This window comes from Brenneria sp. L3-3C-1 (assembly GCF_016456245.1).
Classification (GTDB): Bacteria; Pseudomonadota; Gammaproteobacteria; order Enterobacterales; family Enterobacteriaceae; genus Brenneria.
This window is the reverse complement of record NZ_JAEMHF010000007.1, coordinates 25,918-50,913: the sequence shown is the minus strand read 5'-3', so window position 1 is coordinate 50,913 and position 24,996 is coordinate 25,918. Positions and strand designations below refer to the sequence as shown.

24 protein-coding genes are annotated in these 24,996 nt (G+C 53.7%); 13 read left to right on the top strand and 11 right to left on the bottom strand.

Annotation, left to right across the window (positions count from 1 at the left end; translation table 11 throughout):
• Positions 1–17: 17 nt before the first annotated feature.
• From pckA to JG725_RS14025, 5 genes are all read right to left on the bottom strand, one after another.
• On the bottom strand, positions 18–1,637 hold the full coding sequence (gene pckA, locus JG725_RS14045; protein ID WP_172291295.1) for a phosphoenolpyruvate carboxykinase (ATP): 1,620 nt from the start codon (positions 1,635–1,637) through the stop codon (positions 18–20).
• A gap of 199 nt (positions 1,638–1,836) precedes the next feature.
• A complete protein-coding gene (gene hslO, locus JG725_RS14040; RefSeq protein ID WP_172291294.1) occupies positions 1,837–2,709 on the bottom strand; it encodes an Hsp33 family molecular chaperone HslO in 873 nt (290 codons plus the stop codon).
• 7 nt (positions 2,710–2,716) lie between these two features.
• Entirely contained in the window at positions 2,717–3,127 is a 411-nt protein-coding gene (gene hslR, locus JG725_RS14035; RefSeq protein WP_172291293.1) for a ribosome-associated heat shock protein Hsp15, read from the bottom strand.
• Positions 3,124–3,825, bottom strand: a complete 702-nt coding sequence (gene yrfG / locus JG725_RS14030; protein ID WP_172291292.1) for a GMP/IMP nucleotidase — start codon at positions 3,823–3,825, stop codon at positions 3,124–3,126. The genes hslR and yrfG overlap by 4 nt, the downstream gene beginning before the upstream one ends.
• A gap of 98 nt (positions 3,826–3,923) precedes the next feature.
• Positions 3,924–6,074: an intracellular growth attenuator family protein gene (locus JG725_RS14025; RefSeq protein WP_172291291.1), complete on the bottom strand. Its 2,151-nt coding sequence runs from the start codon at positions 6,072–6,074 to the stop codon at positions 3,924–3,926.
• A gap of 438 nt (positions 6,075–6,512) precedes the next feature.
• Here JG725_RS14025 and nudE point away from each other — a divergent pair, with 438 nt between their 5' ends.
• Positions 6,513–7,064, top strand: coding sequence for an ADP compounds hydrolase NudE (gene nudE / locus JG725_RS14020; protein ID WP_199378531.1), 552 nt, complete (start codon positions 6,513–6,515; stop codon positions 7,062–7,064).
• Positions 7,065–7,139: 75 nt separating this feature from the next.
• On the opposite strand, the gene mrcA is transcribed toward nudE, so the two are convergent.
• Positions 7,140–9,692, bottom strand: coding sequence for a peptidoglycan glycosyltransferase/peptidoglycan DD-transpeptidase MrcA (gene mrcA / locus JG725_RS14015; RefSeq protein WP_199378529.1), 2,553 nt, complete (start codon positions 9,690–9,692; stop codon positions 7,140–7,142).
• A 136-nt stretch (positions 9,693–9,828) separates the two neighbouring features.
• Here mrcA and pilM point away from each other — a divergent pair, with 136 nt between their 5' ends.
• The 12 genes from pilM (at position 9,829) to trpS (ending at position 20,047) form a co-directional block, all read left to right on the top strand.
• Positions 9,829–10,680, top strand: coding sequence for a pilus assembly protein PilM (pilM, locus tag JG725_RS14010; protein WP_172291288.1), 852 nt, complete (start codon positions 9,829–9,831; stop codon positions 10,678–10,680).
• 2 nt (positions 10,681–10,682) lie between these two features.
• Complete coding sequence (locus JG725_RS14005; protein ID WP_199378527.1) at positions 10,683–11,255, top strand: PilN domain-containing protein; 573 nt, start codon at positions 10,683–10,685, stop codon at positions 11,253–11,255.
• Positions 11,252–11,806, top strand: coding sequence for a hypothetical protein (locus JG725_RS14000; RefSeq protein WP_172291286.1), 555 nt, complete (start codon positions 11,252–11,254; stop codon positions 11,804–11,806). The genes JG725_RS14005 and JG725_RS14000 overlap by 4 nt, the downstream gene beginning before the upstream one ends.
• Positions 11,799–12,203, top strand: coding sequence for a HofP DNA utilization family protein (locus JG725_RS13995; protein WP_330529049.1), 405 nt, complete (start codon positions 11,799–11,801; stop codon positions 12,201–12,203). The genes JG725_RS14000 and JG725_RS13995 overlap by 8 nt, the downstream gene beginning before the upstream one ends.
• Before the next feature lie 35 nt (positions 12,204–12,238).
• Complete coding sequence (hofQ, locus tag JG725_RS13990; RefSeq protein ID WP_172291285.1) at positions 12,239–13,510, top strand: DNA uptake porin HofQ; 1,272 nt, start codon at positions 12,239–12,241, stop codon at positions 13,508–13,510.
• A gap of 332 nt (positions 13,511–13,842) precedes the next feature.
• A complete protein-coding gene (aroK, locus tag JG725_RS13985; protein ID WP_113867471.1) occupies positions 13,843–14,364 on the top strand; it encodes a shikimate kinase AroK in 522 nt (173 codons plus the stop codon).
• A gap of 52 nt (positions 14,365–14,416) precedes the next feature.
• On the top strand, positions 14,417–15,502 hold the full coding sequence (gene aroB / locus JG725_RS13980) for a 3-dehydroquinate synthase (protein WP_199378525.1): 1,086 nt from the start codon (positions 14,417–14,419) through the stop codon (positions 15,500–15,502).
• A gap of 147 nt (positions 15,503–15,649) precedes the next feature.
• Complete coding sequence (locus JG725_RS13975) at positions 15,650–16,597, top strand: SPOR domain-containing protein (RefSeq protein WP_172291283.1); 948 nt, start codon at positions 15,650–15,652, stop codon at positions 16,595–16,597.
• Between the two features lie 80 nt (positions 16,598–16,677).
• Complete coding sequence (gene dam / locus JG725_RS13970; RefSeq protein ID WP_199378523.1) at positions 16,678–17,490, top strand: adenine-specific DNA-methyltransferase; 813 nt, start codon at positions 16,678–16,680, stop codon at positions 17,488–17,490.
• Positions 17,491–17,671: 181 nt separating this feature from the next.
• Positions 17,672–18,349, top strand: coding sequence for a ribulose-phosphate 3-epimerase (gene rpe / locus JG725_RS13965; protein WP_199378521.1), 678 nt, complete (start codon positions 17,672–17,674; stop codon positions 18,347–18,349).
• Complete coding sequence (locus tag JG725_RS13960; protein ID WP_199378519.1) at positions 18,342–19,046, top strand: phosphoglycolate phosphatase; 705 nt, start codon at positions 18,342–18,344, stop codon at positions 19,044–19,046. Before rpe ends, JG725_RS13960 begins: the two co-directional genes overlap by 8 nt.
• Positions 19,043–20,047 carry a tryptophan--tRNA ligase gene (trpS, locus tag JG725_RS13955; protein WP_172291279.1) on the top strand — a complete coding sequence of 335 codons (1,005 nt, stop codon included), beginning with the start codon at positions 19,043–19,045 and terminating at the stop codon, positions 20,045–20,047. Before JG725_RS13960 ends, trpS begins: the two co-directional genes overlap by 4 nt.
• A gap of 67 nt (positions 20,048–20,114) precedes the next feature.
• On the opposite strand, the gene JG725_RS13950 is transcribed toward trpS, so the two are convergent.
• The 5 genes from JG725_RS13950 to JG725_RS13930 form a co-directional block, all read right to left on the bottom strand.
• Positions 20,115–21,569 carry a M20 family metallopeptidase gene (locus tag JG725_RS13950; RefSeq protein ID WP_199378517.1) on the bottom strand — a complete coding sequence of 485 codons (1,455 nt, stop codon included), beginning with the start codon at positions 21,567–21,569 and terminating at the stop codon, positions 20,115–20,117.
• Between the two features lie 133 nt (positions 21,570–21,702).
• Positions 21,703–22,572: a transporter substrate-binding domain-containing protein gene (locus tag JG725_RS13945; protein WP_172291277.1), complete on the bottom strand. Its 870-nt coding sequence runs from the start codon at positions 22,570–22,572 to the stop codon at positions 21,703–21,705.
• 48 nt (positions 22,573–22,620) lie between these two features.
• Positions 22,621–23,385: an ABC transporter ATP-binding protein gene (locus JG725_RS13940; protein WP_172291276.1), complete on the bottom strand. Its 765-nt coding sequence runs from the start codon at positions 23,383–23,385 to the stop codon at positions 22,621–22,623.
• On the bottom strand, positions 23,382–24,116 hold the full coding sequence (locus tag JG725_RS13935; RefSeq protein ID WP_199378515.1) for an ABC transporter permease: 735 nt from the start codon (positions 24,114–24,116) through the stop codon (positions 23,382–23,384). Before JG725_RS13935 ends, JG725_RS13940 begins: the two co-directional genes overlap by 4 nt.
• The gene (locus tag JG725_RS13930; protein WP_172291274.1) at positions 24,116–24,832 is read right to left on the bottom strand and encodes an ABC transporter permease; all 717 of its coding nucleotides are present in this window, start codon (positions 24,830–24,832) and stop codon (positions 24,116–24,118) included. Before JG725_RS13930 ends, JG725_RS13935 begins: the two co-directional genes overlap by 1 nt.
• Between the last annotated feature and the right edge of the window lie 164 nt (positions 24,833–24,996).

Here is a 24,996-nt window from a genome sequence, read left to right as displayed (position 1 = left end):
TCCCCGTTATCGTCCGGTTACAGCTTAGGGCCGGCGGTAACCAAAGCGGCGCCGGCGGGCGCGTCGGTGTATTTATCAAAGTTGGCGATAAACCGTTGCGCCAGATCTTCCGCTTTTTCCTGCCATTGCGCCAGATCCGCGTAGGTATCGCGCGGATCGAGAATGTCAGGATCAACGCCCGGCAATGAGGTTGGGATCGCCAGATTGAAGATCGGCAGCGTCCGCATTTCCGCATCGTCAATGCTGCCATTGAGGATGGCGTCGATAATGCCGCGCGTATCTTTGATGGAAATACGTTTCCCGGTGCCGTTCCAGCCGGTATTCACCAGGTACGCCTGAGCGCCGGAGGCTTTCATGCGTTTGACCAGCACCTCTGCGTACTGCGTGGGATGCAGCGACAGGAAGGCGGCGCCGAAGCAGGCGGAGAACGTCGGCGTCGGTTCCGTCACGCCGCGTTCGGTGCCCGCCAGTTTGGCGGTGAAGCCAGACAGGAAGTGGTACTGGGTCTGGTCTGACGTCAGCCGGGACACCGGCGGCAATACGCCGAACGCATCCGCCGTCAGGAAAATCACCTTGGTGGCATGCCCGGCTTTGGAGACCGGTTTCACAATGTTGTGAATGTGGTAGATCGGATAGGAAACGCGGGTATTCTCGGTTTTTGAACCGTCGTTGAAATCGACGCTGCCGTCCGCCAGCACGGTGACGTTTTCCAGTAGCGCGTCCCGCTTGATGGCGCCATAAATATCCGGCTCCGCTTCTTTGGACAGTTTAATGGTTTTGGCGTAGCAACCGCCCTCAAAGTTGAAGACGCCGTCATCATCCCAGCCGTGCTCATCATCGCCGATCAACTGGCGTTTAGGGTCGGTGGACAGGGTGGTTTTACCCGTGCCGGAAAGGCCGAAGAAGATCGCCACATCGCCTTGTTCGCCGACGTTGGCCGAGCAGTGCATGGAGGCGATGCCTTTTAGCGGCAACAGGTAGTTCATGATGGAGAACATCCCTTTCTTCATTTCGCCGCCGTACCAGGTGCCGCCAATCAACTGAATACGTTCCGTCAGATTAAAGGCGATGAAGTTTTCGGAGTTCAGCCCCTGTTCCTGCCATTGCGGGTTGGTGCATTTGGCGCCGTTCATGACGATGAAATCAGGCTCGAAATCCTGTAGTTCTTCATCACTCGGGCGAATAAACATGTTTTTAACGAAGTGCGCCTGCCAGGCCACTTCGGTAATGAAGCGAACCTTCAGGCGGCTATCCGGGTTGGCGCCGCAGAAAGCGTCGACGATAAACAGGCGCTTGCCCGATAATTGCGTGGTCACCAGCTGTTTCAGGTGTGTCCAGGTTTCCTGACTCAGGGGGTGGTTATCATTTTTACCTTTCCCTTGATCCGACCACCACACGCTGTCGCGGGTGACGTCATCGCGAACGATGTATTTGTCTTTCGGGGAACGGCCGGTAAAAATGCCGGTGTCGACGGCGACGGCGCCCAGTTTGGTTTCTATGCCGCGTTCATAGCCTTGTAGGGTTGGGTCGAGTTCTTCTTTAAAAAGTAATTCATAGCTGGGGTTGTAGACAATACCGCGGACATTTTGGATTCCATAAGCCGCGAGAGCTTGTGGTGTCATACCTTTGATCTGCATGTCGCTACTCCTCAATAGTTATAGTCATACTGAGAACCATTGTAAGCAGTAAGCTTATTTTAACCGCGATAGCAATCATAAAATTGAATAAATTCGTTAATTACTTTGCTTATTCAATATGTTGTAAAATTGAACAGGTTAATTTATCGCTTTGTTAATAAAGAGAATAAAACGGGTACCTGACGTACCCGTGAAAGGATTAATGCAAAAGATTATCTGATGGATTCTGTTTGAGCGCCTGTATCTCTTCGGCACTGAAGCGGTAGTGACTACCGCAATAGTCGCAGTGCATGTCGATCTCGCCGTCCTGCTCCAGCATGTCGGCCATGTCCTGGTCGGAAAGCGTCATTAATGCATCGGCGCAGCGATCGCGCGAACAATGGCATTGGAAAGATACCGTCTGCGGCTCATATACCGTGACCTGTTCCTGATGGTAGAGGCGGTAAAGCACATCGTTGGCGGAAAGCGTAAATAATTCATCGGCTTTGACCGTGGCTGTTAGCTGTGCCAGATGATCGAAATCATCACGGCCGGCGTTTTGCGCCGGCAGCACCTGTAACAACATACCGGCGGCGGCCATGCGGCCTTCATGCCGTCCGGTGCGGATAAATAACCGGGTGGGAAGCTGTTCGGATTGCAGGAAGTAGTTTTCCAGACAATCGGCGAGCGTTTCACCCTCAAGGCCAACGACGCCCTGATAGCGTTCGCCTTCCGTCGGCGTAATGGTAATCACCAGATAGCCGTTACCGACCATGTCTTTGAGTGAGCTATCCGGCGCGATTTCGCCTTGCAGGCGCGCCACGCCACGCATTTGCTGTCGATGGTCGCCGTTAATCACCGCCAGCTTCAGCGGGCCGTCTCCCTGAAGCTGCACGGTGATATCTCCGTTGAACTTTAAGGTTGCCGTTAACAGACTGGTGGCGACCAGCATTTCTCCCAGCAGCGTTTGCACCGCGGCAGGGTAGTCATGATTGGTCAGAATGTGCCTATAGGTATCGCTTACCGTCGCCAATTCGCCACGAACGGCATAATTTTCAAACAGGTAACGGTGTAGTTGGTCATGGGTGGCCATATTGGGTTTATTCCTGATCGCTGTATTTAAATTTAATCAGATCCCGCCGTTCTTTCTTATCAGGGCGACGATCCGGGTGCGGCATGGTCAGCGCATTCATTTTTCGCGCCAGCGCCAGCTTTTCCCGTTTTTCAATGCTGGCTGTGGTTTCCTGATACAGCGACTGGGCTTCAGTGGCGGTTCGGCGTTGACCGCTGAGCGCGCGAACAATCACCGTACGCTCGTCGTTTCCCTGCCGTAACTTGATCTCGGCATTCAGCTCAACCAGCTTACTGGGCTTGCTGCGTTGTCCGTTGTAGTGGACTTTGCCGCCGTCAACCATTTCACGCGCAATAGCCCGGGTTTTATAGAAACGGGCGGCCCACAACCATTTATCCAGACGGATGGCTTCGTCGGCATTCTCGGTTGCTTTCATCATGAACTCTCCTGATTACCGGGGTTTACCGAGCGCAGCAACGACGGTAATAGCCCAAGATAATCATTCAGTGCCGGATGCTGCCGGAATGATTTTTCCTGCTGGCTGGAATCGGGATTACTGACGCCCAGACAATAGCGTATGCCGAACGTTTTGGCGGCGTCCAGAATCGGTTCGCTGTCATCAACAAACAGCGTTCTGGCCGGATTGAAACCGGTTTGCCGCTGCACGGCCTGCCATAACCGCTGATTCTCTTTCGGATACCCATAAGTGTGGGTGGAAAGCAATAAATCAAGGTGCTGATCCAACCCGGTGTGTTCAATCTTGACCGCCAGGCTGTGCGGGTGGGCATTAGTCAGTAGAATAGTTCGTTTTCGGCTGTCGCGCAGCGCCGACAGGAACGGTGTCGTGTCTGAGCGCAGACGGACGCGGGCGCCGATATCCGTCGTCATCTGATAGATGTCCAGCCCCAGCTTCTCGCTCCAGTAATCGAAACTGTACCAGTTGAGCGTATTCTGCACCGCCTGGTACTCCGTTGCGATAAACTGTTGCGCCTGTTCCAGACTGATGCCGCGTTTTTCACTGAGCGACTGCGGCACCAGTTGCAACCAGAAATAGCTATCAAACGCCAGATCAAGCAGCGTGCCATCCATATCCAGTATGACGGTATCAATTTCTTGCCAGTTAATAGGGGGGCTCATAAATAACTCCAGATAGCGAACGATTCCTGAACGTTGGCGGGGGAGATGTCGGCGGCAGCGCTATCAGAATAACATAACAGCGCTGCGCGTCGCGACGTTCAGGGCTGGGCCATGCGGTTGTCGAGCAAGGGCGGCGGCGAGGCGGCGGGGCCAAAGCGTTGGGCATAGTAATGCTGAATATGGGTTACCCGCTGCCGACTCTTACGGACTTTTATGCCCAACAGCACGGCGTTGGCGATCAATGTCGCGGAAAAGATCAGCAACAGCAGACAACTGCCAAGATAACGCCACAGCGTAATGACATCGGGTTCACTGTGCAGGCCAATATGCTGGGTGCCATTGGCATCGGTGCTGAGGTGAGTGATGACGCCCGATGCATTAAACGGCGTGTGTAATAACATGGCTGATAACCGCTGGAGTTCTTGCCATTGGTCTGAGGGGCGGTATTCATGCAGCGGCATGAGCGGCAAAGGGTGACTGACGAATTGGCGTCCTTCATCGCTGCGAATTAAAAAGCCGCCCGGAGGAGGGCTATTGAGTAAATCAGCGGCGTTATTGATTTCCTGATAGAAGAAAAAGTCAGTTGAGCTGTTGACGAGCGATTCCAGCGTCTCCGCGCTTACCGGGCGCAGCAGAACGTTCATGCCTTTCAGCGATCCCGATCTAGCCTGTTTTACCAGCGTATCCCAGTTCTTCACGTTGCCCAGATTAATCAATGCATTTTTCAGCCGGGTACAGTCTCTCTCCTGCTCGCAGAGTTCCTGTGTTTTCAGCACAATCTCTGAAAAATCGTTCAGCAGGATCATGCCGGATTTTTGAATGGCGGTGGCAAGCTGCGAGTTAACCTGGCCTTCGTTATCGGTCTGGGGATGTAACTGACTATTCACCGCGTTAAGCAGCGCCGAGGTTTTTTCAATGATATCGGATTCCGGCAAGGGTAAAGGGTCGGCCTTATTCCAGTAAATCGCGGAACAGTCAAAAGGCGTAAAGGCATGGGGCGGAGAGTTGCTGCTTGCGGGATGGATCCCGGACGGGACATAACACATTCCGGAGCCCTGAACGTTCAGGGCATCGCCGATTTTAAGCGGTATTTTTTCCAGTTCATCAACCTGAGTCACCTGAATATGTTGCGCGCCTTGTATCCAGGCCATACTGAGCTTTAACGGCAGTTCAAGGGGAACGTAGGTCAATAAGAGGATCAGGCTGAACAGCGATCCGGCCGCCAGCAGCAGATTTTTCCCCCACCGTTGCAGGGGAAAGTTTTTTACTTCGTCATGCAACGAAAGGTGTTCCCCCTGACGGACGACCTGCCGGTTAAGATAAATATCGACATCGGTTTTCCTGCCTAAATCCAGCGAGATATAGGGTTGCCAGTGGGGGGGATAAATAAGGTCGATGTTACCCAATGAAATATTACCGAACTGCCCCTGGTTGGATTCGCCAAAAAGCCCGAGACTTTGCGGCGTGCCATGCAGGCAGTGGACGTCACGCAGTTCCTGCTCTGAGGGGGAGCGGAAGAGCTGCCAGACACTCCAGGCGGCGAGCAGCGCCGCGGAGCCGGTCAGCCAGGGAAGCAGCGCTATCGGGCTGTTAAGACTGATGAGCAACAACAGGAATGCCAGACAGAGAACCCCGGCTTCTTTCAGCCCCGCGGAGTGATGGATGGCATGCTCTTCTCTGGTTTCCTTACGAATGGTCACCAGCTCGGCGTGTTCATGTTCTTCCTGACGAATGGAGGCATTGGGCATCGGAATTTCAGGGGCGGGCATCACCTGACGGTTATCGACGCATTCCGCCAATGAGTGCCCGTTCAGGGAAATAACCAGGGGGATTGAACGGGTTTTAATCAATTCGACGGTGTTATTTTCGGTAATATACTGCTCCCAATTGGGGGGCAGATGAATCTCCTGCGTATCGATATAGTAGCGCCATTTCGTTTGCGCGTCGGTGCTCAGGCCGTAACGCGTAATGGTATGCGTGATCGGATAGACCCGATTGCTTTGTAATGAACGGGGGAGCTTGGGTTGGTCGGTCGGCGTGTCGAGCGGCGTGGTTGTCTGACTATTTTCCTGAGCAAGGTAATGCTCAACGGCAATGCGTTCTTCCGGTGTCAGTTGACGGGGCAACGATGGCGTTACCGGCAAGGGATTGGCGAATGGCAGGCGTCGGCGCATACGGTAGCCAATGAAACTTCCGACGGCGAGCAGACAGGCAAACAATATAGCCAATAGGATAAATATTGTGCTCATGTCATCTCCATCCCAAAGCGGCTAGCTCCTTGTTTGTGTCGAATTTTAACAAACTTATACAATCGATGGTAACCCGTATGGTCTTGTTTTATTAGATTACTAATTAAAAAATAACGGAAATTGTCCACGCAAGGCGATGATAGTAACTCTCAGCAGGAACATCTGAAATGAGGAAAGTCTGATTTTTTGACAGGTCATTGACTTTTTATTTTTACTTCAACGGCGATGTTTACCTCATGTTATGAAAAAGTACATTCATGTTCATGAGAGTTGCAGCGAAGGCCATTGTTAACGCACAATGTGAGCAAGATCAAAAAAGAATATTAACGATTTCGTTTCATTCTGCGACACGCCGGCAACTATGGTGAGGGTAACATAAACCGTCGTTCGGGGTGGGCGAAAGTGTCGTTCCGGTCGTAATTTCTCTATGGGGCCATTATGAGTCATAACCTGCAAAAACCTAAAATCCTCAAAGTAGAAACAGTTGCGCGATCGCGTTTGTTCAATGTTGAATCCATCGATCTGGAATTCAGTAATGGCGCTCGACGGGTTTATGAGCGGATGCGGCCAAGCGGCCGGGAAGCGGTGATGATTGTGCCGATCATTGATGATGAACTGCTGTTGATCCGTGAGTATGCGGTGGGGATTGAACAATATGAACTTGGGTTTCCTAAAGGATTGATCGATCCGGGCGAGACGGTATTCGAAGCGGCCAACCGGGAACTGATGGAGGAGGCGGGATTTGGTGCGGAAAAAATGGATTTGTTAGCCACATTGACGATGGCGCCGTCCTATTTTTCCAGCCAGATGAACATTGTCGTCGCGCGCGGGCTGTATCCGCAAAGTCGTGAGGGTGATGAGCCGGAACCGATGCCGAAAGTGCGCTGGCCGATAAGCGATATGATGTTGCTGCTACAGGATCCGGATTTTCGGGAAGCGCGTAATGTCAGCGCGCTGTTTTTAACGCAGGATTGGTTAGGCCGGCAGTAAACTTATTGCGGACAGGCAAAAATAAAAAAGGCGCCGTATTCAGCGCCTGTTGTGTAGGCAACTCCGCCACAGCGATCAGAACAGCTCTTCGCTCTGTCCGTTATCCATCAAGGTCGTGCCGACTTCATGGACTTCATATTCCGTCGGCTGCGTTCCTTCAATAAAGAACTCGGCGCGACTGTTGCCGCCGCCGTTGGACAGTTTGCCGCTGCTGCGATCGATAGACACGCTGACGATGCCCGGCGGCGGAGTCAGCGGCTGCTCGGGAACCCCATCCAGCGCGGCTTTCATAAAATCATCCCAGGCGGGCTGCGCCGTTTTCGCGCCGCCTTCATAACCCGATATTTGATCTTTGATCGCGCCAGACGCGCTGCTGGTGCCTAAAGTACGGCGATGGTCGTCAAAGCCGATCCACACGGAGGTGACAAGGTCTGGGCCATAGCCCGAAAACCAGGCGTCTTTGGAACTGTTGGTCGTCCCCGTTTTTCCGCCAATATCACGACGGTTCAGTTCACGGCCGGCGCGCCACCCCGTACCCGTCCAGCCCGGCTCGCCAAACACATTGCTGTTCAGAGCATCCTTGATCAGGAAAGCCAGCGGCGTGCTGATCACATGCGGCGCATAAGGCGGTGCGGTCTTTTGCAGCGCTTCTTGCGGCGTAACCGGCTCCAGTTGCGGCATGGGTAAGGCGTTCCGGTTTTCTCTGGACGTCGCCACATTTTCCATACTATCCGCAGACAGCGTCGCGGCCCGCTGCGTTTCACCGTAAACCAACGGTAAATTACAGGTATCGCAGACCACTTTCGGCGTGGCGGTAAAGACGGCGCCGCCCGCCTCGCTCTCTATTTTGGTAATCAGATAGGGATCGACCAGATAACCGCCGTTCGCCATCACCGCATAGCCGCGAACCACCTGTAGCGGCGTAAACGAGGGGGCGCCCAGCGCCAGCGATTCGGTATAGACAATGTTCTGTTTCGGGAAGCCGAAACGCTGCAAGTATTCTGCGGCGTAATCCACGCCCATTGCCCGCATGGCGCGTACCATCACCACGTTTTTGGATTGTCCCAGTCCCTGACGCAAACGGATGGGGCCGTCATAGGTTGCGGGTGAATTTTTCGGCCGCCAGTCCGAACCCGCGCCCGCGTCCCAACGCGTAATCGGCACATCATTCAGGATCGTGGCGAGCGTCAGGCCTTTGTCCATCGCGGCGGTATAAAGGAACGGCTTGATGTTGGAGCCAATCTGACGCAACGCCTGCGTCGCGCGGTTAAACTTGCTTTGGTTAAAGTCAAATCCCCCCACCAGCGCTTCAATGGCGCCATTGTTCGGGTTGAGCGACACCAGCGCCGAATTCACATCCGGCACCTGAGCAAGCCACCAATCGTTGTCCACTTTGCGCACCCACACCTGCTGACCGGCTTGCACCACGTCGGTCACGCGTCTGGGGGTCGGGCCTTGTTGCGTATCGGAACGATAAGGACGCGCCCAGCGCATACCGGCCATCGGCAAAGAGATGTGACTGCCGTCGGACATCACGGCAACCGCGCTGTCGGCCTGCGTCGCGGTGACGACGGCCGGGAATAACGGGCCGTAAACCGGCAGGCTTTTCAGCGTGGCGACGATCTTGTCCTGATCCCAGGCGCTTTCGCCAATTTTCCACAGCACTTTTGTCGGGCCGCGATAGCCGTGGCGCATGTCATAGGCGAGGACGTTATTGCGCAGCGCGTCTTGCGCGGCCAACTGGCGTTTTCTGGTGATGGTGGTGTAGACCTTATAGCCGTCGTTATAGGCATCATCGCCATAACGCTTGACCATTTCCTGACGCACCATTTCCGCCACATAAGGCGCGGAAAACGCAATCCGCGGCGCGTGATAGTCAGCCACCAGCTTTTCATTCCGCGCTTCATCATATTGCGCCTGAGTGATGTAGTTCTCATCTCTCATGCGCGCCAGAACCACGTTACGCCGCGCAATGGCGCGGTCATAGGAATAAAGCGGATTAAAGGTGGACGGCGCTTTCGGTAAACCGGCAATCATCGCCATCTCGCTCAGCGTAAGCTGATCGACAGGACGACCAAAGTAAACATGTGCGGCCGCGCCGACGCCGTAAGCGCGGTATCCGAGGTAGATTTTATTCAGGTATAGCTCAAGAATTTCATCTTTAGTGAGCAGTTGCTCAATGCGGATGGCCAGAAAGACTTCCTTGATCTTACGAATCAGGGTGCGTTCCGGGCTGAGGAAAAAGTTTCTGGCAAGTTGCTGCGTAATGGTGCTGGCGCCCTGGGAAGCATGACCGGAGCTTAACGCAATCGAGGCGGCACGGATGATCCCCACCGGATCGACGCCATGGTGCTCATAGAAACGGCTGTCTTCCGTGGCGATAAAGGCATGCACCAGCACCGGCGGGATCTGTTCCAGCTTCAGTGGGATACGGCGTTTTTCACCGAACTGGGCGATCAGTTCGCCATCGGCGCTGTATACCTGCATGGGCGTTTGCAGCCGGATGTCTTTCAATGTGGTGACATCGGGCAACTGGGGTTCGATATAGCGGTACAGACCATATATCGAGGCTGCTCCCAGCAGGATGCAAGTCACTGCAAGGATGAGTAAATACTTTACGAACTTCACCTGAGATTTTCCATTCAGTAGCGTTTGGACAGTTTATAAACAATCGCGCGCTAGTATAAAGGTAAGCCAGTACTGTGGATACGTTCTTTTAACTGTGGATGCGTTCTTTGCAATAGATAAGGAGATCGATTTGAACATGGCTTATCACATCTGGCGGGTTGGATTAGATATACAAAACGGCTTTATGCGTGCGCTGGCGGTACAACGCCGGCGTTACGGCTGGCAGCTTCGTCACTGGTGGCAGTTTCCGCTGCCGGGCGACACCTTACGCGCAGGTAGTCTACACCATACTGAAGCGCTTTGTGAGACCTTACTGAAATGGCGCCGACTCTTACCCCGTCATATTTCGCTGCGGGTGGGGTTTCCGGCGCAGCTGATATTACAGCAACGCCTGCCGGCGCCGGACAGCCGGCTGCAAGAGCCTGAACGCGGTTGGTACATCGAAAATATGGCTGCCCGCAAGCTGCCGGTCAGCAGTGATTCGTTAGCGATAGACTATCGTGAAGATCCGCACTCGCCGGGATCTTTAGTGATTACGGCGGCGCGGCGAAGTGAATTAAATCATTGGCTTGATTGTCTGCGTAGTGCGGATTTACATCCCGAAGTGGTCGATGTTTCAACCAGCGCGATTCGTTGTATGGCGGATGCGGCGGGACTTGAATATAACCGGTTATTCCTGCATCGGCTGGCGGACGGTTGGCTATGGATCTCTCCGCTGAATCATCCTTTTCAGTTTGGGGTTATCGATCCTGACGAGGTGATTTCCGACGCCAACGTTCTGTCATTGGTAAGCGCCCGCTATCTACCAGATGTTGATAATACGGCCTATTACAGCAGCACGTTACCTGATTTAGCCAACAGTGCCGCCGACGTGCTGAAACCGTGGTCTCCGCTGACCGCTTTCAACCAGATGCAGCCGCCCTTACCTGATTTTCCATCGGCCTTTGTTATCGCGGGCGGCCTGGCGGTGCGCCCAGGGGATTGCTGAACATGCCGCGGGTTAATCTTTTGCCCTGGCGTAAACGGCGCTTACGCCGGCGAGCGCGTAACTGGCTGCTGGCATTGCTGCTGCAACTGGCGCTGGTCGCGGCGACGCTCGCTGGGATCTCTGCGCATCGGCATCAGCAACGGCTAATGTCGCAGCGCGAACTGAGCGACATATCGGCGCAGTTGCGGCAATTGACGATGCAATATCAGCAAACCCGCCAGATGTGGAGCAGGTGGCGGCATTATCAGGCCCAGCGTGACGCCGATGCCGCAGGGATGCGTCATAACCAGCGCTATTTGCGCCTGCTGGAGCAGGTGCCGTCGATGATGCCCCGGCGTCTCTGGCTGACGGATATCGTCGATCGCGGCGAACATGTGTTGATTTCCGGAATCAGCGAGAATTATACCGATATTGTGGATTTACATCGTGCGTTAGGCCGCCATCCGGCGCTGGGGCGAGTACAGGTTCTTCAGGCGTTAAGACAGCAGAGCGCGCGGTCGTTATTGCGTTTTTCTCTTCAGGCGGATTGGGGAGCCACGGCAACGGGGTCGACGGACGAGGGGGAACATCGGTGACTCATTCGATGCTTAACTGGCCGGTGTGGATAAGTAAGCCGCTGTGGGTACTGGCAAGCGCGCAACTTGTGCCGATGGTCATTTTTTCGTGGCTGGGGATCGTGTTGGCGCTGAGTGGCGGACAACAGCGAGCCGAGGCGCTGAAACAGCAGATCGATAAGCAGTACGCCGCAATCCGGCATATTCAGCAACAATTGGGGACGATGCCCGCATTGACCGTTTTGACGGAACAGCTAGCCGGGGTAGCGACGGAAACCGCGCCTTTTCATGCCGATATGCCGGCGCAACGGCTCTCGGCGCTGTTGTCGCAATCCGGCGCGTCATTGCTTTCCTGGCGACCCGACCTTAATCCGGTTTCCGCTAACCGCGAAGCCTGGCAGTTAACTTTTAGCGCCGACTACCCGGCGCTGCTGCGTATGTTGCGTAAATTTATCGCGCAGCCGCATATTTTAAAGATTGAGCACCTCGCCATGAAGTCTACGGAGGGGGCTTTACACATTGACATGACATGGGTGAAACCGATGGCTGAGCGGAGAGAAGAGGGTGAATAGGATTATTGCGCGAACCTCCCGCGTATCGCTGGTTATCGCTTTATTCAGCATCGGGCCGGCAGAGGCGGCGGAAGCCGGCCGCGATCCTTTTCGTCCCGTCTCTGCGCAACGCTGTAGCCAGCGTTATTCCGTGCAGAAATGGCAATTAAAAGGCGTCATGGGTTCCGGTGAAAAATGGGTGGGATGGCTGACGCAATCGGAAGGCGAGTGGTTAAAGCTGACTCGCGGGGAGGCGATTCCGCCGGGAAACTGGCGGGTCAGCCATCTGGACAGATCCGGCGCTATCCTGACGCCCACAGACCAGGCCGACGTTTGTGACGGCGCGCCGGCGGACGTTGCTCTGGTATCTCCCTTTATTACTAAACCGGTCATGCCACCTGAAATTCCACTTTCATAAACGGCTTTTATCTACTCTTTACGACAAGGAAGGTTATGACGTTTCCATCGCTTCAGAAAATGTTTGTTCTGGCTTTACTGCTTCTTGCCGCCGCGTCGGGGCCGGCAAGAGGTGAAGCGCCGGTGTCTATCGCGTTTGAAGACTCGCCCATATCGCGGATATTACAGGCGTTGGCCGACCATCAGCGGCTAAATCTGGTTGTTGCGCCGGGCGTTGAGGGGACGATCAGCCTGCGGTTGGCGGAGGTTCCCTGGCAGCAGGCATTGGATATTGTTTTACATATGGGGCAGCTTACGATGGAGCGGGACGGTAATGTTTTACTGATATATCCCGCCGGACGCCTTGATGAATTGCAGCGACAAAAAGAAGAGCATCTTGCCCGACAGGCGCAAAAGCAACCATTGCACAATCTGTCAGTCACCTTGCGGCACGCTGATGTCGCGGAGGTGGCCGCCAGTGTGCAGGCGCAACGCGGCGCGCTCCTGACCGATCGGGGCAGCGTGACCGTGGATAAGCGAACCAATACCTTACTGATCCGTGATACGCAAGAGGCGCTGGCGCAGCTTGAACCGTGGGTGAGCGAACTGGATTTACCGCTGTCGCAGGTGCGACTGGCCGCGCATATTGTGACGATCAGCAGTGAACACCTACAGGCGTTGGGCGTCGACTGGGGGCTGGGAGCCGGCGACACGGCCAATAAAGCCCCGCGGTTGAATAACTTCAACATCAGTTTGCCGGTCACGACGCCAGCGATAAACGCCGGCTTTCATTTGGCGCGGCTGAATGGGCGTCTGCTTGATTTGGAGCTGATGGCGTTAGAGCAGGAAAATCAGGTTGAGATCATCGCCAGCCCGCGGTTGTTCACCGCCCATCAGCAAACCGCCAGTATCAAACAGGGTACGGAAATTCCCTACCAGGTTTCCAGCGGCGCCAGCGGATCGACATCCATTGAATTCAAGGAAGCGGTGTTGGGAATGGAGGTGACCCCCAGCATTCTGCGCGCCGGTCGGATTACGCTGAATCTGAAAATCAGCCAGAATATGCCGGGGCAGGTGATAAAACAGGGCGAAAATGGCGACGCGCTGGCGATCGATAAACAGGAAATACAAACGCAGGTTACGGTTGCCGATGGTGAAACCATCGTTCTGGGGGGTATTTTTCAGCAGCAGAAAAAAAACGGCGGCAGCCAGATACCGGCTTTAGGCAATATTCCCCTGCTGGGATATTTGTTCAAAAACAACACGCAGCAGCATACCCGGCGGGAGTTGGTCATTTTTATCACGCCGACGTTAATTCCCTCTTTATAAGTAATAAGGAACGTGATGTTTTCATGCAAATGGCGCAACATTTTGATTGATTCATGTCTTCTAAGTTTGACGCTGCGGCGGATTTAGCTTACAAGGGTTAGCGAATTGAGCACAGAAGTGTTGTTCCTCCGAAAATGTCGATAAAACACACGATATTACCACCTGTATGTCGTGTGGCATTTTATTCGGTTGCCAAACTACCCTGAGTATTGAGATAATTTTTTGTCTGATTCTCGCACTATCGCTCATGAGGTTTCAGTTTAGGTCCCGTCGCTGGGTTGATTGGCGGGGCGGGTTATCATTAACGAATTGTCTTAGTAATACCAAAAAACATGGCAGAGAAACGCAATATCTTTCTGGTTGGGCCTATGGGTGCCGGCAAAAGCACTATTGGCCGTCAGTTAGCTCAGCAACTCAATATGGAGTTTTTCGACTCCGATCAAGAAATTGAGCGACGCACCGGGGCTGATGTGGGCTGGGTATTCGATGTGGAAGGCGAAGAAGGCTTCCGCGATCGCGAAGAGAAAGTCATTAATGAATTGACGGAAAAACAAGGTATCGTGCTGGCGACAGGCGGCGGTTCGGTCAAATCACGTGAGACACGCAATCGTCTTTCCGCGCGTGGGGTCGTCGTTTATCTGGAAACGACGATTGAGAAGCAGCTCGCCCGCACGCAGCGCGATAAGAAGCGTCCGTTGCTTCAGGTTGAAACGCCTCCGCGTGAAGTTCTGGAAGAGTTGGCGAGAGAGCGGAATCCGCTGTACGAGGAAATCGCTGATGTCACTATCCGGACCGATGAACAAAGCGCCAAGGTAGTTGCTAACCAGATTATCAATATGCTGGAAAGTAACTGAGTGTAATACATCATCTGCGTTATGCGGGTTTTGAACAGGTTATTGAACGAGCATGGAAAGAATTACCGTAACATTAGCGGAACGTAGTTATCCTATTACGATAGCCGCCGGATTGTTTAATGATTCGGCCTCTTTTATGCCGTTGAAAGCCGGGGAACAGGCCATGCTGGTGACCAACCAGACCTTGGCTCCCCTCTACCTTGACCATGTCCGCCGCGTGCTTGAGCAAAGCGGTGTGCATGTCGATCAGGTGATATTGCCGGATGGGGAGAAATATAAATCCCTGACGGTACTGGATCAGGTCTTTACCGCGCTGCTGGCTAAACCGCACGGCCGCGATACGACGATTGTTGCGTTGGGCGGCGGCGTGATTGGCGATCTGGCCGGTTTCGCCGCCGCCAGCTACCAGCGCGGCGTTCGTTTCATTCAGGTGCCGACTACGCTACTGGCGCAGGTTGATTCTTCCGTTGGCGGTAAAACCGCAGTGAATCATCCGCTGGGCAAGAATATGATCGGCGCTTTCTATCAACCGGCGTCAGTGGTTGTCGATTTGGATTGCCTGAAAACCTTACCAGCGCGGGAGCTTTCATCTGGACTGGCCGAAGTGATCAAGTACGGTATTATTCTGGATCGCGATTTCTTTCACTGGCTGGAAGAAAATATTGAGGCGGTGCGCGGATTACAGCATGACGCGTTGGCTTACTGTATCCGCCGCTGCTGTGAACTGAAAGCGGCGGTTGTTGCTGCGGATGAACGCGAAAGCGGCATGCGCGCATTGCTTAATCTCGGGCACACCTACGGCCATGCGATTGAAGCGGAAATGGGATACGGTAACTGGCTGCATGGCGAAGCGATTGCGGCGGGTATGGTGATGGCCGCCCATACCGCCCGGCGTCTCGGGCAGTTTTCCGCTGATGATATCGAACGTATCAAGTCTCTATTCGTTCGGGCCGGTTTGCCTGTTGACGGGCCGGAACAGATGGCGCCGGAATCTTACCTTCCCCACATGATGCGTGATAAGAAAGTGCTGGCCGGTGAGTTACGTCTTGTGCTGCCGACATCTATTGGTCATTCCGAAGTCCGTGGTGGCGTAGCCCGTGATATTGTGCTCGCGTCGATAGCTGATTGTCTTGCCTAAGCGCTTTACCGTTTTGTTAACGACAAATGCGTTAACGACAGATAAGCTCTGATGGTTTATGGTTAATAAAATACAATGCGTTATGATTTAATAATTCGCTGTGGGGATAACGTTGCGAATTTTAACCTTTCAGTTGGGGGGTTTTAAATGGATGAGTTTAAGCCGGAAGATGAGCTGAAGCCTGATGCCAGTGACCGTCGACCAACACGTCAGCAAAAAAGAAGCAGTCATTTTTCCGTACCGAAAATCGCGCTTTCCAAACAGCACCTGATGATCGCCATCGGGATATTGGTATTGCTGTTGATTATTATTGGTATTGGTTCTGCTTTACAGGCGCCATCTCATCCGCAGACTTCTCAGCCCCAGAGCCAAACCGGTGGTGAAAAGAGTATCGATCTTTCTTCATCATCGCCAATGACGCAAACAGAGACCGCCGCGCCGGTTGAGGCCTCTCCCGCCGTCGCCGGACAGTCGCCGCAAACGCTGAGCGCGCCGCCTATCGCCGGCACGCCGACGGAAGCACAGGTTCAACCGCAGGTTAGCGGCCAGCAACGTATCGAGTTGCCAGGTAATATTACCGACGCGCTTTCTCAGCAGCAGGGCCGCGTTAACGAATTTTCTCAAGGCGCGATAGGTAGCTCTACGCTGCCGACCGCGCCGGCCACGGTGGCGCCAACGACCAGAACACCGGCGCCCCGTCCCGCGGAGAGGTCTACGCACAATAATTCGGCGCACAGCGGCGCCAGACCATCGGCGACGAATACTCAGAAAGCCGCTGCGGGCAAACCTGCGGCAAATGCGTCCGCCGGTCAAAGCAGTTCAATACAAAGCGCGCCAGCCAGCCATTTTACCTTGCAACTGAGCAGCGCTTCCCGTTCAGATACGCTGCAAGCTTACGCTAAGCAGCATAATCTGACTCATTCATGGGTGTATGAAACCAAACGCGATGGAAAACCTTGGTATGTATTAGTGAGTGGAGTCTATGCTTCTTCTTCAGAAGCAAGGCGGGCGGTTGCAACGCTGCCTGCTGATGTGCAAGCGAAAAAACCATGGGTTAAGCCGATCCGTCAGGTGAAGCAGGACTTGAATAAGTAACACCAATTTTAGCCCTGATGTGCTGTCTGACACAGAGTACAATCCGCGGCTCTGATAAAGTATGAGTAACTAACGACGGCATGAAGAAAAACCGCGCTTTTTTAAAATGGGCTGGTGGTAAATATCCGCTGGTAGAAGAAATTCGTCGCTATTTACCCGCAGGAGACTGCCTTATCGAACCTTTTGTCGGTGCGGGTTCTGTATTTCTGAATACAGAGTACGACAACTATATATTGGCTGATATTAATAGCGACCTCATCAATCTTTACAATATCGTTAAGTCGAATACCGACGATTTTGTCCGCGACTCCCGCAAGCTTTTTACGGACGAAGTGAATACTTCAGAGGTTTTCTATCTGCTGCGCGAAGAGTTTAATCTTTGCACCGATGCCTATCGGCGGGCGGTATTGTTTCTGTATCTGAACCGTCATTGTTATAACGGCCTGTGCCGTTATAACATGCGTGGCGAATTCAATGTGCCGTTCGGACGTTATAAAAAACCCTATTTCCCGGAAGAAGAAATCCGCTGGTTCGCTTTTAAAGCCCGGAACGCAACATTTGTTTGTGAACATTATCAGCAGACGTTGATTAAAGCGGCGCCCGGATCGGTGGTTTATTGCGATCCTCCCTATGCGCCGTTATCGGCGACCGCTAATTTTACGGCGTACCACACCAACAATTTTAATAGCGTCGACCAGCAAGATCTGGCCAGGCTGGCCTATCGTTTGTCGGTGGAAAACCGGATCCCGGTGTTGATTTCGAATCACGATACGGTGTTGACCCGCGAGTGGTATCAGGACGCCTCACTTTATGTGGTAAAAGCGCGCCGGACGATTAGCCGTAATATTCTGGGTCGTAGTAAAGTAAACGAACTTCTGGCGCTGTATGCCTGATCCGGTTTGATAAACCGCACCGGCCATGTGAACGGATATGGGATGACAAGCAGGGCAGTGCGGCCACAAGATGAATATGATTGATTGGAAGTTAGCGTTGCTCAGCAACCGAACGCTTATCGGGTGACGGACCAGAACATCCCGACAGCAGGAATTCAGACCTTATCGTTTGGAGAACCGAATGAAACCGTTTTTAATCGCCCCGTCTATCCTGTCGGCTGACTTTGCCCGACTGGGTGAAGATACCGCTAACGTACTGGCGGCCGGCGCCGATGTGGTTCACTTTGATGTGATGGATAACCACTATGTGCCTAATCTGACCATCGGCCCGCTGGTGTTGAAATCCTTGCGGGACTATGGCATCACTGCGCCGATTGATGTTCATTTGATGGTCAAGCCGGTTGATCGCATTATTCCCGATTTTGCGCAGGCGGGCGCCAGTTTCATTACTTTTCATCCGGAAGCCTCGGAACATATCGATCGCTCCCTGCAACTGATCAAAGATCACGGTTGCAAGGCCGGTCTGGTTTTCAACCCGGCAACGCCTCTCAGCTATCTTGATTACGTCATGGATAAGCTGGATATTATTTTACTGATGTCGGTCAATCCCGGTTTTGGCGGGCAATCGTTTATTCCGTCCACGCTGGACAAGCTGCGGCAGGTGCGCAAGCGGATTGACGACAGCGGCTATGATATTCGTCTGGAAGTGGACGGCGGCGTCAAGGTCGACAATATCGGCGCCATTGCCGCGGCGGGGGCCGATATGTTTGTGGCGGGATCGGCAATTTTCAGCCAGCCTGATTATCGCTCGGTCATTGAGCAGATGCGCGGCGAAGTGGCGAAGGTGGCGCATGACTGACATGGCGTTGATTCGTGGGCTGGCGTTTGATTTAGATGGCACGCTGATTAACAGTTTGCCCGGGCTGGCCGCCGCGATAGATTTAGCGTTACAGGCGCAATCTCTGCCGGCCGCGGGCGAGGCGCAGGTCGCCACCTGGATTGGCAACGGCGCCGATGTTCTGGTTGAGCGCGCGCTGCGCTGGGCCGGCGTCGAGCCAACGCCACAGCGGATCCGCGACACCCGCAAGCAGTTTGATCTCGACTATGCGCAAACGGTTGACGGCGGCAGCCGGCTGTTTCCTCAGGTAAAAGAGACGCTGGCGCATCTGGCCCGCCAGGGATTTCCCATGGCGGTGGTGACCAATAAACCGACGCCGTTTGTTGCGCCTTTGCTGGCGTCGCTGGGCATTGACGCCTATTTTTCCCTCATTATCGGCGGTGATGATGTCATCGCCAAGAAACCGCATCCGGCTCCCCTGTATCTGGTGCTGGGCAAGTTAGGCCTGCGGGCGAACGAGTTGCTGTTCGTGGGGGATTCGCGTAACGATATTCAAGCATCCCAGGCCGCCGGTTGCCCCTGCGTCGGCATGACCTACGGATATAACTATGGTGAAGCGGTTGAACTCAGTCATCCGGATATTGTGCTGGATCGTTTTGCCGACCTGTTGCCCATCGTCGGGCCGTCATCTTCAAAAAATCAGGAAACATTAGTATGAGTAAGCCCATTGTATTTAGCGGTGCACAACCGTCTGGTGAATTGACCATTGGTAACTACATGGGTGCGTTACGTCAGTGGGTGAATATGCAGGATGACTACGATTGCATCTACTGTATCGTCGATCTGCATGCCATTACGGTGCGTCAGGATGCCCAACAGCTGAGAAAAGCGACGCTGGATACGCTGGCGCTGTATCTGGCCTGCGGGATCGATCCGAAGAAGAGCACTATCTTCGTTCAGTCGCATGTCCCTGAACATACCCAGCTAAGCTGGGTGCTGAACTGCTACGCCTATTTCGGCGAACTGAGCCGCATGACGCAATTTAAAGATAAATCAGCGCGTTATGAAGAAAATATCAATGCCGGTTTGTTTGATTATCCGGTGCTGATGGCGGCGGATATTCTGTTATATCAGACCACCCAGGTGCCGGTGGGTGAAGATCAGAAACAGCATCTGGAATTGAGCCGCGATATCGCCCAGCGTTTCAATACGCTGTACGGGGATATTTTCAAGGTGCCAGAGCCGTTTATTCCAAAGTCCGGCGCCCGGGTGATGTCTTTGCTGGATCCGAGCAGGAAGATGTCCAAGTCTGATGATAACCGCAATAACGTGATTGGCCTGCTGGAAGATCCGAAGTCGGTGGTGAAGAAGATCAAACGTGCGGTGACGGATTCTGATGAGCCGCCTGTCGTTCGTTATGACCTAGTGAATAAAGCCGGGGTCTCCAACCTATTGGATATTCTGTCTGCCGTCACCGGGAAAACCATTGCCGAACTGGAGCAGGAATTCAGCGGCCAGATGTATGGTCACCTGAAAGGCGCCGTTGCCGATGCCGTATCCGGCATGTTGACGGAATTACAGGAACGCTATCATCGTTTCCGTAATGACGAGGCTTTCTTGCAGCAGGTGATGCGCGACGGCGCCGAGAAAGCCAGCGCCCGTGCGCAGGAAACGCTGAAAAAAGTGTACCAGGCCGTTGGGTTTGTTTCCCGTCCATGAGTGTTATAAGTCATCAGGAGGGGTTCCTCCTGATGACCTGTCTTTCACTTCTTTCCTATAACGTTAATCACTGCGGCAGCGGCGGAAAAACATCGTCCGGAATCGGGTTTTCAAAAGGCGTTTGCTGCAATTTAGCCTGAAGATCGGCTTGCGCCTGGGCGACCAGATCGGGCGTTAGCAGTAAATCGACAGCCAGCGAAGCCATCGCTTTTGCGGCATATTCCATGCCTTTGTGAGCGGCCTGCGTTTTGCCCTGAGCGACCAACTGCCATGAGTGGGCCGGCGTACCGATAGCGTAAGTGGCGCTGCGGATCTGCACGGTCGGCACCACCCAGCTTACGGTGCCTACGTCCGTTGAGCCGATAAACGCCTCATTGGGACTGTAGAGCGGATAAATGCCGTCATGCAGCGCTAAACCCGGACGTGGCGTGACGCCAAACCGGGCGTAGGATTCGGCAATGTCCTCGGCCGTCAGCGCGGTCTGAAATTTTGCCGCCAGTTGGCGATCGTTTTCATCGAACTCAATGGGGCCCAGCGTCAGCAGATGCTCATGCATCCGTTGCTCCAATGGTTGATTACCCAGCAGGTTGGCATCACCGCTAAGCACTTCACAACTGACTTGGGTTTCGGTCATCAGTGCGGCGCCTTCGGCAATTTTTTTCACCCGTGTGACCAACTGGTGCAGCTCCGGCAACTGTCTGGCGCGCACCAGATAGCGCACGGTGGCATTGGCCTGTACCACATTGGGCGCATGACCGCCGCTGTCGGTAATGGCGTAGTGAACGCGGGCGGAAGAAGGCATATGCTCACGCATGTAGTTGACGCCCACGTTCATTAATTCGACGGCATCAAGGGCGCTGCGTCCCAGATGCGGGCTACTTGCCGCATGAGCGGCCCGGCCTTTAAAGTAGAAGTTCAGCTCATTACAGGCCAGTGATACCGGGCTGTTGACCCCGGTAAAGGTGGCCGGGTGCCAGCAGATAGCGATATCCACATCATCAAAAACGCCGGCTTTTACCATAAAGCCTTTTGATGAGCCGCCTTCTTCCGCCGGGCAGCCATAGAAACGGATCGTCCCCGCAATGGCATGTTTTTGCAGATAATCCTTTACCGCTGTCGCGGCCTGCAAGGCGGCGGTGCCAAGCAGATTATGACCACAGCCGTGCCCGTTGCCGCCGTTTTCCAACGGTTTGGGTTCGGTCACGTTTGCCTGCTGGCTCAAGCCCGGCAGGGCGTCGTATTCGCCAAGGATGGCGATGACCGGCGAACCCGCGCCAAATTCGCCCAATAATGCCGTCGGCATGCCGGCGATGCCCTTTGTCAGGCGGAAACCTTCCGCTTTGAGTATGGCCTCATGCTGGGCTGCCGAACGGTATTCTTCATAATTCAGCTCCGGGGTATCCCAGATGCCGTCGCTCAGGGTGAAGAACTGCTGGCGCTTGTTCGCAATCAGCGCGCAGATTTCTTCTACGGTCTGACGATCGACGGCGGGCAACGTGTCTTCAGTTTGTGTTGCATTCATGTGCGATAAATTCTCGTGCTGTCTGATAAAAACGGTACAGACCGCTGACAAAGTCCGATATGAGGGGAGACGGTGATGAGGTTTCCACAGGGATGCCTCACGCCATCGTCGCCCCGGCTAGCTCAATCGTGAATCAGAGCGGTGAGGTATCCATGCCAAACCATTTTTCACTCAATTTCTTCAATGTACCGTCGTTCTTGGCTTGCTCAATGGCGGTGTTGAACATGGCCTTCAGTTCAGGATCGGTTTTACGCAGACCGACGGATGAACCGCTGCCCAGAATGCCGCCGATGAACTGCGGGCCCGGGGTTACGATGTCGGTATTGCCCGGTTTTTCGGTAATGCCTTTCAGGTAAGGCGCGGAAGCAATGACCAGATCCACGCGTCCGGCTTTCAGGTCAAGATCGTGTTCCTGTGTGGTTTTATATTCACGAATGGTCATGACGCCCTTGAGGTATTTATCCAGAAACGCGCTGGCAATGGAGGCGGACTGAACGCCGATGGTTTTGCCTTGCAGTAGGGGTTTTAATTTTTCGATTTCTTCTAATGCGACGGCTTCATCAGCCGGATTGATGGAGAAGCGTTTGCCTGCATCAGGCAGTTCTTTCGCCAGCGGGCTGGATTTCAACACGGCGAAAGTCTGCCCTGACTGGGTGTAAGGTTGGCTGAAATCAATAACCTGACGGCGTTTCTCCGTGGCTGACATACCAGAGATGATGGCGTCAAACTTGCCGGCGTTCAGCGCCGGAATGGTGCTGGTAAACGGCTGTACTATGATGTCGCATTTAACCTGCATGCTCTCGCACAGGACTTTGTACATATCGATTTCAAAACCATCCAGCGTACCGTCAGGCTTGGTGAAGTTGTAAGGATGATAGTTGCCTTCGGTGGCGATACGTATCGTCGACCATTTTTTCTCTTCAGCCGACGCGGTGAAAGCCGCGGCCAGCGTGCTTACCAGACACAGCGAACAGGCGATCATTTTTAATTTTGATTTCATCATAAGGCTATTTCCCCGGTGTTATTTTATTGATTAATCATTAATAGTGACTTACCAGCTGGCAATGAATTGCCGGAAGCGGGCGGATTGACTGGCGGTGAAAACCTGCTCTGGCGTACCCTGTTCTTCAATCTCGCCTTGATGCAGAAAGACCACCCGGTTCGAGACTTCGCGGGCGAAATCCATCTCATGCGTGACGACCAGCATAGTCATTCCTTCGTCCGCCAGTGTTCGCATCACGCGTAATACTTCACCGACCAATTCAGGGTCAAGCGCCGATGTCGGCTCGTCGAACAGCATAACTTTCGGCGCCATCGCCAATGCGCGGGCGATCGCCGCACGTTGTTGCTGACCGCCTGAAAGATGGGAAGGGTAGTAATGTCGTTTATCCGCCAGCCCGACTTTTTCCAATAGCTGCTCGGCATGCTCCACACTTTCTGCATGAGAACGTTTTAAAACATGTACCGGTGCTTCAATAACGTTTTCCAGCACCGTTTTGTGCGACCACAGATTGAAGCTCTGAAACACCATGCCTAGCTGAGTGCGTATCCGATCGATTTGCCTGGGATTGGAAGGGCGGTTTTGTCCCTTGCGGTTTGGTTTCATTTCAATGGATTCGCCCGCGACGATAATTTCTCCTCGATCGGGGAGTTCCAGCATATTGATACAACGCAGCAGGGTGGATTTTCCTGAACCGGATGATCCGAGGATCGAGACAACTTCGCCCTGACTGGCTTCAAAAGAGATACCTTTCAGCACTTCCAGAGAGCCAAAGCTTTTGTGAATATTGCGCAGGCAGATCGCTGGCGTGGTCATTTAAGGTCTCCCAGTTTCTTGATGTTCTTTGCTGCCGACGGGGCGCCGGGCGCCCGTAAATGCGGGGTGACGGTGAACTCCGCCCATATCAACAGACGCGTCAGAATAAGGTTGATAAACAGATAGATCGCGCCGGCAACCATGAAGACTTCAAGCGCCCGGTAGGTTTCCGCAATAATTCGGGCGGCAATACCGGTAATTTCCATCAAGGTGATAATGGAAGCCAGTGAGGTTGATTTGATCATTGAGATCAATTCATTACCGTAGGCTGGCAGCGCCTGACGAATAGCCAATGGGAAAATAATGCGTTTAAAAATCATCAGGGACGGCATGCCACAGGCGCGTGCGGCCTCTATCTGTCCGGCAGGCACGGATTGCAATCCGCCCCGGATGATTTCACTGGCATAGGCGGCGGTACACAGGCTGAGAGACAGCAGGGCGCACCAATAGGGTTCGCGCAGCATCGGCCACAGGAAACTTTCCCGGATCCAGGGAAATTGTCCCAGCCCGTAGTAGATTAAAAACAGTTGCACCAGCAGCGGCGTGCCGCGGAAAAACAGCACATAGGTCCGGGCAATCGAATTTAGCAGCGGGTTTCCGGATATCTGCATTAACGCCAGCCCCAGAGCCAGAAAGAACCCTAAAAAAACAGAACCGATGGCTAACTGAAGCGTCAGGGGAATGCCGGGAATGATTTCCAGAAACGTGGCATAAATAAAAGGAAAATCCATCAGCGTTTCACACCCCGGGAATAATATGACTCTGTTCTACGCATAATCCAGCCGGAACAGATAGAGATAACCAGGTAAAGCATCGCCGCCGCCATAAAGAAATCAAACGGTTTGCCGGTTGAACCCGAGCCGGTTTGAGACTGGGTCATCAACTCTGCGACGCCGGTGACCGATACCAGTGCGGAGGTTTTTAACACCAGTTGCCAGACATTGCCTAATGCCGGGATGGCATGGCGCAGCAGGAGCGGCATGATAATACGCCGCAGGCGGAGCATCGTGGGCATACCGCAGGCTTTGGCGGCTTCAATTTCACCGGTGGAAACCGCGTAAAACGCGCCGCGGAAAACTTCCGTCTGCTGTGCGCCTGAAGAGATGCCAACGGCAAATACCCCGGCCAGAAAGCCAGGAAAACCGACAAAGCCATCATTGCCGAAAAGTCTGGCCAGCATGGTTAACGCCGAGCTTCCGCCAAAGTACAGCAGGTAAATGATGAGCAGGTCGGGTATGCCGCGGATGATGGTGGTATAGGCGTCAGCGAGATAACGTACGGGACGGTTACCGCAAATTTTTGACCAGGCGCCGACAGTGCCGATGAGCGCGCCGAGCAGGAACCCGCAGGTTGCCAGCGCGATCGTCATGCCAGCGCCGAGCAATAATAATTTCCCCCAGCCATTTTCACCAAAACTGATGAGTTGCCAGAAAGTCACTTCTTCCACAAATAGCTCCCAACTGCTTATTGTTCCGCCTTCTAATGATGTCGTGAGCAGAACTGTTTTTTGTGATCGGAGAACCGCACACCCTGTTCGGGAACGACGATGTAGAGGTATAGCTTCGCTCGCACCGAAGTGCTTAGGATGCTAAGCAATATTCAGGCCAGATT

Bases quoted from the DNA above. Each gene is read 5' to 3' on its own strand.
- pckA (WP_172291295.1), bottom strand. From the start codon at position 1,637: ATGCAGATCAAAGGTATGACACCACAAGCTCTCGCGGCTTATGGAATC.
- hslO (WP_172291294.1), bottom strand. From the start codon at position 2,709: ATGGCCACCCATGACCAACTACACCGTTACCTGTTTGAAAATTATGCC.
- hslR (WP_172291293.1), bottom strand. From the start codon at position 3,127: ATGATGAAAGCAACCGAGAATGCCGACGAAGCCATCCGTCTGGATAAA.
- yrfG (WP_172291292.1), bottom strand. From the start codon at position 3,825: ATGAGCCCCCCTATTAACTGGCAAGAAATTGATACCGTCATACTGGAT.
- JG725_RS14025 (WP_172291291.1), bottom strand. From the start codon at position 6,074: ATGAGCACAATATTTATCCTATTGGCTATATTGTTTGCCTGTCTGCTC.
- nudE (WP_199378531.1), top strand. From the start codon at position 6,513: ATGAGTCATAACCTGCAAAAACCTAAAATCCTCAAAGTAGAAACAGTT.
- pilM (WP_172291288.1), top strand. From the start codon at position 9,829: ATGGCTTATCACATCTGGCGGGTTGGATTAGATATACAAAACGGCTTT.
- JG725_RS14005 (WP_199378527.1), top strand. From the start codon at position 10,683: ATGCCGCGGGTTAATCTTTTGCCCTGGCGTAAACGGCGCTTACGCCGG.
- hofQ (WP_172291285.1), top strand. From the start codon at position 12,239: ATGACGTTTCCATCGCTTCAGAAAATGTTTGTTCTGGCTTTACTGCTT.
- aroK (WP_113867471.1), top strand. From the start codon at position 13,843: ATGGCAGAGAAACGCAATATCTTTCTGGTTGGGCCTATGGGTGCCGGC.
- aroB (WP_199378525.1), top strand. From the start codon at position 14,417: ATGGAAAGAATTACCGTAACATTAGCGGAACGTAGTTATCCTATTACG.
- JG725_RS13975 (WP_172291283.1), top strand. From the start codon at position 15,650: ATGGATGAGTTTAAGCCGGAAGATGAGCTGAAGCCTGATGCCAGTGAC.
- dam (WP_199378523.1), top strand. From the start codon at position 16,678: ATGAAGAAAAACCGCGCTTTTTTAAAATGGGCTGGTGGTAAATATCCG.
- rpe (WP_199378521.1), top strand. From the start codon at position 17,672: ATGAAACCGTTTTTAATCGCCCCGTCTATCCTGTCGGCTGACTTTGCC.
- JG725_RS13960 (WP_199378519.1), top strand. From the start codon at position 18,342: ATGACTGACATGGCGTTGATTCGTGGGCTGGCGTTTGATTTAGATGGC.
- trpS (WP_172291279.1), top strand. From the start codon at position 19,043: ATGAGTAAGCCCATTGTATTTAGCGGTGCACAACCGTCTGGTGAATTG.
- JG725_RS13950 (WP_199378517.1), bottom strand. From the start codon at position 21,569: ATGAATGCAACACAAACTGAAGACACGTTGCCCGCCGTCGATCGTCAG.
- JG725_RS13945 (WP_172291277.1), bottom strand. From the start codon at position 22,572: ATGATGAAATCAAAATTAAAAATGATCGCCTGTTCGCTGTGTCTGGTA.
- JG725_RS13940 (WP_172291276.1), bottom strand. From the start codon at position 23,385: ATGACCACGCCAGCGATCTGCCTGCGCAATATTCACAAAAGCTTTGGC.
- JG725_RS13935 (WP_199378515.1), bottom strand. From the start codon at position 24,116: ATGGATTTTCCTTTTATTTATGCCACGTTTCTGGAAATCATTCCCGGC.